The organism is Hungatella sp. L36, assembly GCF_014288035.1.
Genome location: NZ_JACOPC010000014.1, coordinates 111,705 through 125,478 on the forward strand (window position 1 = coordinate 111,705; position 13,774 = coordinate 125,478).

At 50.1% G+C, this 13,774-nt stretch carries 13 protein-coding genes; all 13 read right to left on the reverse strand.

Translation table 11 applies throughout. The features are described from left to right. Positions 1 to 31: 31 nt before the first annotated feature. On the reverse strand, positions 32 to 1,540 hold the full coding sequence (locus tag H8S80_RS25915; protein ID WP_117633060.1) for a flagellin N-terminal helical domain-containing protein: 1,509 nt from the start codon (positions 1,538 to 1,540) through the stop codon (positions 32 to 34). Positions 1,541 to 1,743: 203 nt separating this feature from the next. Then, complete coding sequence (locus H8S80_RS25920) at positions 1,744 to 2,661, reverse strand: M15 family metallopeptidase (protein ID WP_117633023.1); 918 nt, start codon at positions 2,659 to 2,661, stop codon at positions 1,744 to 1,746. A 115-nt stretch (positions 2,662 to 2,776) separates the two neighbouring features. Beyond that, the gene (locus H8S80_RS25925) at positions 2,777 to 3,427 is read right to left on the reverse strand and encodes a flagellar brake protein (RefSeq protein WP_002605098.1); all 651 of its coding nucleotides are present in this window, start codon (positions 3,425 to 3,427) and stop codon (positions 2,777 to 2,779) included. 63 nt (positions 3,428 to 3,490) lie between these two features. Beyond that, the gene (locus tag H8S80_RS25930; RefSeq protein ID WP_117633024.1) at positions 3,491 to 3,877 is read right to left on the reverse strand and encodes an EscU/YscU/HrcU family type III secretion system export apparatus switch protein; all 387 of its coding nucleotides are present in this window, start codon (positions 3,875 to 3,877) and stop codon (positions 3,491 to 3,493) included. Next, positions 3,864 to 5,381 carry an antitoxin gene (locus H8S80_RS25935; RefSeq protein ID WP_117633025.1) on the reverse strand — a complete coding sequence of 506 codons (1,518 nt, stop codon included), beginning with the start codon at positions 5,379 to 5,381 and terminating at the stop codon, positions 3,864 to 3,866. Before H8S80_RS25935 ends, H8S80_RS25930 begins: the two co-directional genes overlap by 14 nt. Next, positions 5,381 to 7,156, reverse strand: coding sequence for a flagellar assembly protein A (locus tag H8S80_RS25940; RefSeq protein WP_025531611.1), 1,776 nt, complete (start codon positions 7,154 to 7,156; stop codon positions 5,381 to 5,383). Before H8S80_RS25940 ends, H8S80_RS25935 begins: the two co-directional genes overlap by 1 nt. A gap of 38 nt (positions 7,157 to 7,194) precedes the next feature. Beyond that, positions 7,195 to 7,974 (reverse strand): flagellar hook-basal body protein, encoded by a 780-nt coding sequence (locus H8S80_RS25945; RefSeq protein ID WP_002605102.1) that lies wholly within the window; start codon positions 7,972 to 7,974, stop codon positions 7,195 to 7,197. A gap of 13 nt (positions 7,975 to 7,987) precedes the next feature. After that, positions 7,988 to 8,728 carry a flagellar hook-basal body protein gene (locus tag H8S80_RS25950; RefSeq protein ID WP_002605103.1) on the reverse strand — a complete coding sequence of 247 codons (741 nt, stop codon included), beginning with the start codon at positions 8,726 to 8,728 and terminating at the stop codon, positions 7,988 to 7,990. An 8-nt stretch (positions 8,729 to 8,736) separates the two neighbouring features. Further along, entirely contained in the window at positions 8,737 to 9,513 is a 777-nt protein-coding gene (locus H8S80_RS25955) for a sigma-70 family RNA polymerase sigma factor (RefSeq protein WP_117633026.1), read from the reverse strand. A 6-nt stretch (positions 9,514 to 9,519) separates the two neighbouring features. Further along, positions 9,520 to 11,574 (reverse strand): flagellar biosynthesis protein FlhA, encoded by a 2,055-nt coding sequence (gene flhA, locus H8S80_RS25960; RefSeq protein WP_117633027.1) that lies wholly within the window; start codon positions 11,572 to 11,574, stop codon positions 9,520 to 9,522. A gap of 2 nt (positions 11,575 to 11,576) precedes the next feature. After that, positions 11,577 to 12,641: a flagellar motor switch protein FliN gene (gene fliN / locus H8S80_RS25965; protein ID WP_117633028.1), complete on the reverse strand. Its 1,065-nt coding sequence runs from the start codon at positions 12,639 to 12,641 to the stop codon at positions 11,577 to 11,579. Positions 12,642 to 12,656: 15 nt separating this feature from the next. Continuing rightward, positions 12,657 to 13,514, reverse strand: coding sequence for a motility protein A (locus H8S80_RS25970; RefSeq protein ID WP_002605107.1), 858 nt, complete (start codon positions 13,512 to 13,514; stop codon positions 12,657 to 12,659). A 48-nt stretch (positions 13,515 to 13,562) separates the two neighbouring features. Next, positions 13,563 to 13,769, reverse strand: a complete 207-nt coding sequence (locus H8S80_RS25975) for a flagellar FlbD family protein (RefSeq protein ID WP_002605108.1) — start codon at positions 13,767 to 13,769, stop codon at positions 13,563 to 13,565. Positions 13,770 to 13,774 lie beyond the last annotated feature (5 nt).

The window sequence follows — 13,774 nt, forward strand, 5'->3', positions numbered from 1 at the left end:
CATTAACAATTACAATAAAGAATTTCATTTATTACTGTAATAACTGTAATACAGACTGTGGCTGCTGATTTGCCTGTGCAAGCATCGCCTGTGCAGACTGAACCAGCACGCTGTTCTTGGTATAATTCATCATTTCCTTTGCCATGTCTACGTCACGGATACGGGACTCTGCAGAAGTGATGTTCTCTGTGGTTACTCCTAAGTTGTTGATGGTATGCTCAAGACGGTTCTGAATAGCTCCAAGTTTACCACGGCTGGTAGATACAGTGTTGATGGCTGTTTTTATTTTGGCCATGGCATCTGAAGCACCATCTCTAGTACTAATATTTACTGATGTTAAATCTAAGGCATCAACATGCATGTCACCTATGCTAAGCTCCAACTGATTATAAATTTCATTCGTGTCGCCAATTTGCAGAGTAAGTCCACCGCCTGCAGATAATCCCGTTCCTGCCGTTCCATTTTGACCAAGCTGTAATTGATGTGCTGTTCCAGAATCTACAGCAAAAATATCTGCTCCAGTTTTATTACCATCAAAACTTATCCTCATTTCTGCGCCAGCATCTGATAACATCTTGTTAATTTCACTTGCAGAATATGATTTAGATGCATCAAGATTAAGTTTTACATCACCGTTTGCAGCAGCCGTAGCTCCCACTGGATCGCCTGCAGTATTCGTAACTGCCAAAACACTGTTATTAACTCCCGCTTTCGTAGCTGTAAGAACAATACCACTTCCGGCAGTTCTATCCACAGATGTTGCAAGTGATGCTTTTGCTGAAGTCTGGCTTGTAATACTTGCCTTCAATGTGGAGTTACCTGTCATAGTAATATCGTTATCAAGCGCAATTTTTAAATCTTTTCCGCTTTCTGGCGCCGCAACTTTTGCTAATGCCGCATTAATATCTTCCTGTGTAATTTTATCACCAGTAGCTGCATCAATAGTTAATGTTAAGTTTCCATCTGCCCCCCAACCTGCTACCACGCTCTTAGTACCAGTACTAGCTACAGACCCAATTGTAACTTTTACACCTTCTCCGCCAGAAATAGTCCAGCCGAAGTTACTTAAACTATCAGCAGCTGTAAAGTTCTGGTGAGCACCTGTAGTCCCAACACCCATCGTACCATCCAGCAACTTTATTCCATTAAAGTCGGTACCATCGGCAATACGGTTAATCTCATCTTTTAATGCGGAAATCTCATCCTGCAAAGCTTTACGGTCAACATCATCAGTATATGTACCATTTGCCGACTTAGTAGCCAGTTCTGTCATACGATTAAGCATAGAATGAACTTCCTGTAATCCACCTTCTGCTGTCTGAACTAAAGAAATAGCATCCTGAGAGTTATCGCTTGCTGCTTCCAGTCCCTTAATCTGCGCTCTCATCTTCTCCGAGATTGCCAGACCTGCTGCATCATCACCTGCACGGTTAATTCTGTAACCGGAAGATAACTTCTCCAGTGATCTTGCTACTGCACTGTTGTTTACGCCCAACTGTCTGTTGGAATTGAGTGCCATAATGTTGTGCTGAATCCTCATAATATTACCTCCATGTAATTTTATATTGGGACTTCCCTGTCCCTCATAATAAATAAGTATCTCCAATGTCGGACGGGCCCTGTCTGACACCGGACCGAGCTTCCAAAACATACCATCTTTTCCACTCTGTAATATATATCGGACGATTTTACCTTTTCCTTCATCGTAAAAGTGCACAAAAATCAGTTTGATTTTTGTGCACTCTATCCATAAAGGCTCTCTTCAATATAAAATTCTTCCAGTGACAGATTATGCTCCTTCAAATACCGAGCCACATCAATTCCCACATAGCGGAAATGCCACGGCTCATATCCAATCCCTGTTATTTCTTCTTTTCCCTCATCATATCGCAGAGTAAATCCATAATCCTGTGCGTGTTCCCGAAGCCATTTTCCTTCCGGAGTTTTCTCAAATGCCCGTTCCAACTGGTGATAGGACCGGGTATAAAAGTCAACTGCCAACCCGAGACAGTGTTCTCCAGATCCGGGTATTGACAGGGTCTGGCGTGCCAGCGTATACGATTCTTCCTTCGAACGGCCCTTTTTCACATAAGCGGAGACTTTTCTGTTAAACAGCTTCTCCTGTTTATCCAGCGTCCGGTAACCAGAACATACCACAGGGGACAGGCCTTCTTCCTTCATGGCCTCTAACATATTCATCAGCGGTTCATAAATCCTTTCATCTACCTTCTGATCCGTTCCCGGCACATCTTTCAGTGTTACCGCATAATCCTCCGGAACCGGGTATTCAGCATTTGTCAGGATCAGACACCACATATCTTCCGGATTAATTACCAATTCTTCCTGCCGTTCCATTTCATAATCTGCTGAATCCACAGATTCCTCTATCTCGTTACCTCTGGTACCATCTTCCCTGATATCATTTTTTACAGCATTATCACCGGTAACAACCTCTTCAGGACACGCCGCCAGCATTTTATCACCATCAACCACCGCCGCTTCAGCCACAATTTCTGTGCTCTTTTTCGCCTCCGCTGTCTTCCGCTCCTGCACAGTAAAATGCGCAGAAATATACAGAAGCATAAAAATCAGTAAAAATGTATATATCATAACCCGCCGGTTTCTAACCACCTTCCGGTCTTCCGGCTTCTTCTTTCCCATCTATTACGCTTCCTCCTGCCTGCCAGACTAACGCCCATTTATCATAGCCGCCACACCTTTTTAACAGGTCCGTAATCAGCCAGCCCTATCGTTTCCCGCACTGCGTCCTTTTTATCTACCGAATCCGTCTCAACTGATCACTCTGCCGCTTCAAAATATACCGGTAAAGCAGATCCTCCTGCTTCGTGGCCATCTCCATAAACTCACAGCCGTACCCAAATTCCCCATCCGGACGGTCCACGCTTCTGCGCACCTCACAGGTAAAGAGCATAGAGTCTCCCATGGCAGGTATCACAATATTAAAACGGTCATTCACCTTAAACACCTCCCGGCTGCGGAACATGAGTCCGCCCAGGCTGATGTCTACCAGATGTACTTTTAAACCGTTATAGTCTGTGGATTCCTCTTCCATATCGAGGATATCATCCCCTCGCATGCAGTTATAGATGACACCCGTGTCCCTGGTACTGATACGGAAATACTCCCTGCGCTCATCATTTGTCGCCTCGTTCAAATCGATCACACGGGCCAGCTTTGGAGATGATAAATAAACACGCCCAATCAGCACTTTAAAACCGATCTGTGTGTTATAAATCTCGATCTTGACCAGTAGATTATACGGTATGGAAGGAAGTTCATTTCTCGAACTGCCGATATCAATAAAATTCTTTCCAATCCGGTGCATGACCCCCATGGTGATTAAATCATTGTTTTTGGCCTTTATCACACAGGAAGATCCAACATATCCGTCTGACAAGTCAACCATGTCGCGTACCCCCGTTTTTCTGTCATTTCATTCTTATCGTTACCATTCTGTCTCTCTATTGCACTATTTTGCAGGTTCCTCTTTTTTCTTTCCTGAGGCCAGATTTCTCCGGATCCTTCCGCCCGCAGCGTTCTCCTTGCCGCGAGTCGGCATAGCCGCCGCGGCTGCGGCCGCTTCCACTCCCCGGATTGACGCCGAGGTTTCGATCAGCTTGCAGTAAATAGCCGCCACCACCTCGTACAGTTCCACCGGTATGTTGCTCCCAACCTCCAGCATGCAGAGAAGTGAAGCAGCGCTGTCATCCTTGAATACCGGAATCCCCTTTTTCTCTGCAATATCTATGATATGCTCCGCCACGGTTCCATAGCCAGAGGCGATGACAACTGGGGAAGCGTCTTCTTCCGCGTTATATTTTAAGGCAACCGCCTTGTTTTTCTTATATTTTGACATCGACGCCTGTCCTCCTGTACGGAAGATTTTTAAATACATCCATCAGTGAACGCACATGGTCCAGTCCGCTGACTTCCACTTCCGCCGCATGGTATCCATACTCCTCCATAATCTTTCTGAAATCAGGCGTAAGCCGCCCAAACACAGCTGCGTATGATTCCGGACAGTACAGATAAAACTCCATCTCCCTGCCGGCCACCTGAAATTCCGCCTCCATCTGGCCGATTCCCGGAATATCGAAAGTGATCAGCACATGGACGTGGTCTTCTCCATCGCGCTCCTGCCCGCTGCCGCCTTCATCTTTTGGATCGATCCAAAGTTCTGAAAATGCCTTCATCCCCTGGTATTCCACTGGTATAACAAAATGAAGCAGCGGCGTATAGTTGCATGGTGAAGACAGAAGGCTTGTGATAATTTTCTCTATCTTCTCACCGTTTAAGCTGTTCATGGGAGTCTCCCTGTCCTGCTTCCTGATGATCTCCGCCAACGTATCCATAATTCGGGAACGGTTCTCCCGGTATTCCGGGCTGCTAAACTGGTTTACATAATCTTTCAGAAGGCTTTTCAGCTGGTCCTTGTCCTCCCGGCTGTTTACATGAATCAGGAGATTCAGTAACGCCTCCTGCAAATAGGACTCATTATCCTGATACCGTGACATATTATAGAGAAGATTCGGAATCATCCGTTCCGTCTGAGGGGAGAATAAAATGCTGTTCTCCAACTCCTTCAGGGCATCTAAAATATCCGCTTTGACTGCTTCCCATTCCGTCAGACTATTTTCTATCTCTGAACCGCGTCCATACACGCCGCTGCTCTGCCACATTCCGCCGGCCTGCCGCGCCCCGGCCTCGCCAGTCTCACTGCCTTCCATATCCCGCTGTCCTCCGGCTCCCTCGATCATGGCGCGGATCCGGTCCGACAGTATTCCAAAAATCCCGGATAGATTTCGGCTTCCCGCCAGCTGACCGGATAAGTACTCAAGGCTGTTGGCCACGGAATCAAGAACATCATTTCTCGACACGCTTCCATTTACCGCCTTCAGGAAATCAGCCATCTCCAGCCGCAGTTCCGGCTTTTCATACAGCAGATTTCTCAGGAAATCGAACAGCGGTCCCTTAAACAGCGTGGATGCATATTCCTGATCCACCAGCTCTCCAACGATATCATCGGGGTTGATGAGCAGCGAATGAAACAGCTGCCTGATTTCCTGCGTCATGGTGTTGTTGTTCACTGGAAGGAGGCTGATAATCTCCTCCAGCATGTAGATATTCTTTAAATAGTTGACAGTCACAGCCGGATCCTTCAAAAGGTTCATGAGCGTCGCCGCCCCGGCCTCCTTCTGGAACACGTTGTGCTGGCCCAGCAGTGCACTTCCCGAGGGGTTCTTTGTGATATGCCGGATTTCCTGCATATCGAATGGCACGGATGGGTCTTTCTGCGCCCTGTCGGGCTGAATGATATTCTTGTTAATCACAGGGGACGTCACCCGTAAAATATCTGCCATTACCTGATTCCTTTCCTGATTTCTCCGTCAAGATAATAGAAGGAACAGCTCTCTTCCCGCTTTACAATGGTCATCTTACAGTCCCCGATATTGATCACGGTTCCCGGATGGACCTCCGCCGCTGTCAGCCGGCATTTGCCCACCTCACGGAGCTGGCGTGCCAGATCGGCCGCCTGCGTCTTTAACCGTTTCTCCTTTAGATTGTGGATCGGCGCCTCTAACTTGAGCTTTGCCAGGCGCTCCTTCTGCCTCGGTGTAATGCTGCCATCCTTCAGCTTTCCGTTCAGGTAGCTGATGTCCTTAGCCGTCTCCGCCTGTTTCCTGGAGACAGCCACCAGATCGACGCTGATCTTCTCCACTTCCTCCATCAGCTGCGGCGTCACGCCCAGCGTTACTATCGTAGATACATGGCTGGAAGCTCCCACAGTCTTCACATTCATGCAGTTATGAACCGCACAGCTTCCGGCAATAAATGCCCCCCGCTTTCCGATCAGAGTCAGATCATGGCCGCAGGATACCTCCGAGTTGATGATATACTCAGCCTGAATATTGTGCTGCGCATAAATGGTACAATCCTCCAGGAACTTAGCGGTAATATCCGTGCCTGCTTCCAGAACGCCGCTCTTCATTCCCCGCATCCCCTTATGGAGTAAGATACTTCCGCCCGCCTGCAGAACCGCGCCTTCCACGATTCCCATGACTGTGATGTCACCCTTAGCTTTAACGGTATATCCTTCAAAGACGTCGCCGTGAATGGTGACACTCCCTGTAAAATCAATATTTCCTATGGAATTATCCACATTTCCCGACACCACAAAGACGTTCTCCACCTGAAACCTGCCGTTTCGAAAGGTTAAGTTGCCTTCGCAGGCAGTCAGGAGCTTGTCGCGTTCCGGGGAGTAGACAACATTTTTTCCCTGTGGAATCGGGGGCATGGTACCGTTCTTTCCCCTGACCGGCTGTCCGAAGACATCCACTCCATCCTGCGGCTCGGTGGGCATGGTCAGTTCACAGACCAGTTCCCCCTTCTGCACATTATGGATCAGGTTCATGCTCTTAAAATCGATGCCGCCGTTTCCTTTTGAGGCATACTTTATTTTTGCTTCACGGGGAAAATAGTCCTTAATGCGGCCGTCATTTCCATCGATCGCCGGGGTTCCCCTGGCTATGAGAAACATCTGGCGGTACAATTTCTCCGCCGCTATGGTGTTTACCTTTTCCTCGTCGATTCCGTGTATGATTCGATGTGCTTCCAGCTCCTGTTCGATCTGTTCCCGGGTAATATCACTGCCGCCTCCTGAAGGTTCTATAAGCATCAGAGACACCGCCATACGGTCGTCTGACACCGTCAGCTCGACACCGGCGTCGCGGTATTCTTCCTCACCGGAGGCCTTCCGGCTCTCAGCCGTACTCCCATTTTCCAGACTACTGCGGCTCATTCTGCCGCCCAGGCTGCCAGAGCTTCCATAGTCCGAACCGATGTAATCCGAGCCGCCAGAATCCTTTACGCCCAGACCATCTGCTTCCGCCTCTGTGCCTGCCGTATACTCCGTCTCCTCAGAGCCGTTTTCGCCTGTCAGTTCTCGTTCCAGCCGTTCTCTGCGCGTTCGTTCCGCGTCATTCCAGTCTTCGACTGTCTCTATGCGCTGATCTCTGCCCGCCTCCATTTTACTGTCATCGGTCTGGGGCCGAACTTCGCGCTCGTCCTGCTCGTCTTCCCCGCCATTGTCGAGGAATTTTGAAAACATGCTAAAAATCAGGCTCTTATCGCTCATGGGATTCCCCCTTTTTATGTAGATACTTCAAGTTTCGATTAGCGAAGATTGTTGATCATTTCCTCCATCTGATCCGCTGCGCTGACAATCCGGCTGTTTAACTGGAATGCCCTCTGGGCCTGGAGCAGATTGATCATTTCCGTGGGGACATACGTACTGGAAAGCTCCAGTGTACCGCTTAACAGACGGCTTCCCTCCTCATTCTCATCCATATCATCTATCGGGACCCATTCTCCGGAAACGGCGCCTGTCCCGTATAAGTTCTTTCCCACCGGAATCAGTCCATCCGGATTCTCACACGTATATAAGCCGATCACCTCGCTGAGTCCGCTCAAATCCAGCTCATTGGTGGACTGCTTCTTTCCATTGCTGCCTTCCACCGTCTTGTATTCCAGCTCGATGCGGTCTCCGTCACGGCTGAGCACGTAATGGCCGTCCCGTGTCGTGAGATAGTTTCCTTCGTCTGTGGCCGATATCTGAAACGACCCGTCTCTTGTATAATATGGCTCCTCCGCGTCTTCATCCTCGGATTCCACCGCGAAATACGCTTTTCCAAGAATAGCAAAATCCAGATCCCGCTCCGTTTTCTCGAAGATTCCCTGGTCAAACACGGTCTCCGCGCCGTTGGTTTTCACACCGTGGCCCACCTTCTGGTCTGCGTTTCTCGTATCCATCTGCGTATAGAGCAGGTCGTCGAAGGAGCTTCGCAGCACCTTGTAGCCCGGGGTGCTGACATTTGCCATGTTATTGGCAGTCACATCAAGCTCCGACTGAAACGCATTCATGGCCGAAATCGCTGTATAGTATGATATATTCATCTGCTATTTCCTCCTACAGCTTCCCGATCTCCGAAGCTGATTTCTGGTTCATCTGATCCACGATCGTCAGAGCCCTGCTGCACGACTGGAATGCACGCTGAACCTCCATGGCCCGCGTCATCTCAGAATTCAAATTCACGCCCGATTCTTCCAGCTTCCCCTGATAGACCTCAGGATACACCTGTGTCAGAACCACACCGTTTTCGGCGCCGTACGTACCGTTGTCGTAAAATGCCAGGTTATCGTAATTATCCGGGACCATGATCTGGATCTGCTCCAGCTCACCGTCCTCGCTGTCGTAGATAATTCCATTTTCACCCACGCGGAAACCGCCCTCTTCCACCTGAATCGGACCGCCGTCTCCCATGACACGGCCGATTCCTTTTAGAACGAGATAACCGTCCTCATCCTGAGTAAAATGGCCGTTGCGTGTCAGATACTGCCGGTCTTCGCCCTGAATAACGAAGAGACCGTCGCCGCTGATCGCCATGTCAAAATTCTTACCGGTATCCACCAGCGCGCCCTGTCTGTGGGTCGTCATCTCGCGCTCCGCCACGGATATGGTGGAACCGCCGCCGATGCCTGTGGTCTGTCCGTTCATCTGACGCACCAGCTGTTCGTCAAAGGTGGTCTTTACCAGACGTTTGCTCTGGTATCCGCTGGTCTTCACATTTGCAATATTGTTGGCCGAAATGTTAAGTGCCCTCTGGTTCATCAGCACGCCCGAGGCGGCTGTATAAAATCCTGAAAACATATGGTTCCCTATCCTCTCACATATTCTTCCAGACTGTTCTTTAGTTTTTTCATTGCCTTCGTGTGAATCTGGCACACCCGGGACTGGCCGATGCCCATGACCTCGGCAATCTCCGAATATTTCAGTTCCTCATAGTAGTACAGCGACACGACGAGCCGTTCCTTATCGCCCAATGCCTCTACCGCCTCCGCCAGCGTTCTCTGAAGATCTTTATAAAACAGGCTTTCCTCCGGCTTCGTATCGACGTCCGTCGCTTCCAGTTCCCCTTTTGCAATCACACCTGTCATGTCCTGCAGCACCGCTTCAAAGGAAAGTATTGCTGCGTGGTTCATGTACTTTAAATGGTTCTCCACCTTTTCCACCGGAATATCCAGAAAACCCGCGACTTCATCCGCGTCCGGTTCCCGCATCTTCTCATGGGACAGCATGGAATACGCCTCATCCACCTTTTTTTGGAAACTGCGGGCCCTGTGAGGCACCCAGTCCTGGCTCCTGATATAGTCGATCATGGCCCCCCGCACGCGGATAAACGCGTACGTCTCAAACTGGGCTCCCTTCGACACATCATACCGGTCGAGACACTCCATCAGCGCCAGCACTCCCTGGTCGATCAAATCCTCTTCCTCCGTGGAACTGCCTGACATCCCGCGAAGCTGTGCCGCCGCGGAACGGACGATGGGGAGGAAGTGGACGATAAGCTTATTCCGCAGCTCCTGGCTTCCGTTCTTTAAGTAAACCGAAAGCACCGCCTTCCCTTCTTCTCTGCTCATCTGTTCCATCTGCATAAACCGTTACCTCTGGCCCAGGGCGATATTCCCCAAAGCCTGTATCTGTATGTTATTATCGATCTCACTGAACGACACCACTGTTACATTAGGGTAAAACTGGTCGATCAGTTTCTTAAAATAAATCCGTACAACCGGGGACGTAAGCACGATCGGCACATTGACCAGATCCTTGATCTTATTGATCTCTCCGGTGGCCGACGCCACGATATTCTGAATGGCCGATGGCTCCAGCGCCAGATAGGACCCAGTATCCACCTTCTTTACGGATGACATGATCATATTCTCGATCTTGTCGTCCAGGCTTAAGACCTTCATCTGCCCCGCTTCGGAGAAACGATGGGAAATGGTCCTCTTCAGAGCCTGACGCACATATTCCGTCAGCATATCCGTATCCTTTATCTGGGTTCCATAGTCGCCCAGCGTCTCCACGATCGTCTCCATGTCGCGGATCGGTATTCCTTCGCGCAGCAGGTTGGAAAGCACCTTCTGAAGCTCTCCCACCGTAATCACAGCGGGAATCGTGTCCTCGATAATGCTGGCGTTTGTTTTTTTCAGTGTTTCCAGCAGATTGTTGACTTCCTGGCGGTTTAAAAGTTCATGTAAATGCTCCTTCACCACCTCGGATAAATGGGTGATAACCACCGAAGTGGGATCAATCAGCGTATAGCCCGCCAGTTCCGCCTGGATCTTTTTATCTTCGCTGATCCATTTGGCCGGAATGTGGAATGCGGGGTCGATGGTATCGATGCCCGGAATGTCATCCGCCTCCCCTCCCGGCGGCAGCGCCAGATAGTGATCCATCAGGATATCCCCTCTGGCCACCTCTTCGCCCTTCAGCAGGATGCTGTACTGGTTGGGATTGAGCTGCCCGCTGTCCTTAATCCGGACCGACGGGATTACGAAGCCCATATCCAGAGCCATCTGCTTACGGAACATGACGACACGGTCGATGAAGTTGCCGCCGTTGCTCTCATCCGCCAGCGGTATCAGGCTGTAGCCGAATTCCATCTCAATCTGTTCCACGGTCAGAAGACCGTATACATTTTCAATATTTCTATAGAAGGAAGCTTCACTGGTCACTTCCGCTTCCACATATCCTTCCGCCGCCTCAGCCACGATGGTCTTCTGCCGTTTCAAAAGCACGTATCCGCCTCCGATCATCATTGCTGATATCATGAGAATCTGGGGCACCGGGAATCCCGGAATCAGACACAGGCAGGCTGCCGCGCCGCCGGCCGTCATAAGCACCTTAGGCTGCGCCAGAAACTGGCTCGTCAAGTCCTCGCTTAAGCTGTTCTCCGATGCGGAACGCGTCACCACCATACCGGTTGCCACAGAGATCAGAAGCGCCGGGATCTGGGATACCAGACCGTCTCCGATTGTTGACGTGGTGTAGATCTGCATGATCTCGGAGATACTCCCCTGGCCGTTCATCATACCGACGACAATGCCGCCTACGAAGTTGATCAGCGTGATGATGATGGATATGATCGCATCACCTTTTACGAATTTGGTAGCGCCATCCATGGAACCGAAGAAATCGGCTTCCCTCTGGATTTTCGAGCGCCGCTCCCTGGCCTGCTGTTCATCGATCAGACCGCTGTTTAGATCAGCGTCGATAGCCATCTGCTTGCCCGGCATGGCGTCCAGGGTGAATCTGGCCGCAACCTCGGCCACACGTTCCGAACCCTTGGTGATAACGATAAACTGTACCAGCACGATGATCAGGAATATGATGAAACCGATGACCGCGTTCCCCCGGATTACAAACTGTCCGAAGGTTTTAACCACCTGCCCCGCGTAACCGTTGTCAAACAGGATCTTCCTCGTCGAGGAGATGTTGAGCCCCAGCCGGAACAGCGTTGTGATCAGCAAAAGGGACGGGAACACGGAGAACTCCAGCGTTTCCCGGATATACATCGTCATGACAAGAATCAGCAGCGACAACGTGATATTCAGTATAAATAAAAAATCCAGTATGGGCGTCGGCAGGGGGATCAGAATCAGGAAAATGATTCCGATGATTCCCGCTGTCACAAGGATATTAAACCGTTTCAAATTTATTCACCATTTCCAATAATACTTCTTGTATTTACGATTTCACTGATACGGACCCCGAAATTATCGTCGATCACGACGACCTCCCCGCGGGCGATCAGCTGTCCATTTACGATGATATCCACTGGCGCATCCGCCTGCTTGTCAAGCTCCACCACCGTGCCGTTGTTAAAGTTCAGCACGTCCTTCAGTCTTCGTCTGGTCTTTCCGATCTCAACGGAGACGTTTAAGGGGACATCCATGATGAGGCCCAGATTGCCGTTTATCGACGGAGAAGCCTGGAATACGGTCCGCCCGCCGTCCACCGCCGCAGAATTCACCGTGCGGCTCTCAGCTGCGGACTGTAAGTGCTCTCTCCCGGCCGACACCGGAACAGCGCCCGGCTGCACCGGTTTCACGAGAAGGCTTTCCTCCATGGCTTTCGCCTCGGCCTCCGCCTTCTTATCCGCTTCCCTCCTGGTCCCTATCTCCTGATACAAGCTGTCAGCCGCCGTAGTAGATATGCATTCCATAAACTCAGATTCCACCATGTCCTTGATCTTCACACGGTAATGAATCACGATCGTCTTTGATTCAGGAGCTTCACCGATGGCTGGGGACAGGTTCTGCCTGCCGTCCGATAAGATCAGCTGGCAGTCCGATGACTCCATGGTATTGCCCAGGTATTCAGCCATGACCTCCACGGATGCGTGGACCATCTGGTTCATCAGCTCCGTGGCCGCGCTCATGGCGACCTCGTCAAACTCGAAATCCGGGTCGGGCAGATCATCGATTCCCATCAGCTCATTTAGGAACGCCTGCATATCCCGCTGGCGCAGGATAATGACCATATTGCCGGCAACTCCGGAGGTCAGACAGCTCTTCACGAAGATGGCCGGTTCCAAAATCCCGTATTCCACTTCCTTCACCGTTATCTCCGAAATCTCCGGGCCGCTGATCTCTATATCCGCCTTCAGAATCGATGACAGGGATTCCCCCGCCGCCTTCGCGTGCAGATTAATCAGTTCATCAAACACCTGCCGGTCCGTCATATTTATGATCCCCTGGTTTTCTACTTCCTTCGCCATCGCCATAAGCTCCTTTTATTCCTCATTCTTTCTGTTCTTCCGTCTGCTCTTTTTCTTCTGCTTTCCCTCTTCCTTCACAGGATCCTTATCCTCGTCCGTCTTCTTGCGGCTGGCCGGAAGCAGTTTATAAAGTTTTTCTTCTATGAATTTCGGGTTTTCCCCTTCCTGGATTGCCAGAACGCCTTCCAGAACCAGTTGTTTACATAAAAACTCCTCATCGTGTCTCGCCTTCAGCTTGCTTGCCACCGGCAGACACACAATGTTGGCCAGAAGAGAGCCGTACAGGGTGGTGATCAGGGCCGTCGCCATGCCCTTTGCCAGGGCGTTGACGTCCTGCATGTTGCCCAGCATCAGGATTAAGCCGACCAGTGTACCGATCATACCAAACGCCGGCGCAAAGCTGGCCGCTTTCTCATAGAATCCCCGGTCCAGCGCATGACGCTCATCTAACTGATCCAGCTCCGTCTCCATGACCTGGCGGACCTTTTCCGAATCTACGGAGTCTACCACCAGTAAGAGGCTGTTGTGCATAAATGGCTCGTCAATCTCACTTAATTTGTCCTCCAGGGAGAGGAGTCCCTTCATACGGGCCTCCGTCGCCAGCTCCACGATCTGTTCAATGGACTGCTCCGGATCGAACTTATACGGTTTTATAATGATTTTTAAATGTTTCCCTATCTTTTTAAACGCCCCGGAGGGGAAGGACAGCATCATAACTCCGATGGTGCCTCCTAAGGTAATGGCCATACTTGGAATATCGACAAACGCCCTTAGATTGTGAAAGACCAGTTTCATGGCCTCCTGATCAAAGGTCATACCGAACAGTACCAGCACTACCGCCAAAATAAAACCCAGAATTGACATGATATCCATATCTGCTACATCCTTTTCTAAACTTTTCTTGTTGTATTTCCGCCGCAGCTATCCTTTGATCTGTTCAATCAGATCGCTGAACGTCTTTCTCCGGAATGCTGCTACCCGTTCGACTACCTCTTCCTTTGATTCCCGCACAATCAAGTGTTTGCCGTTGGTCAGAAGAATCGTGGTATCGGGATTTTCCATAATCATCTCGATTAAATCACAGTTGAGGATGAACTCCTCGCCATTTAACTTACTTAAGGGAATCACCGATA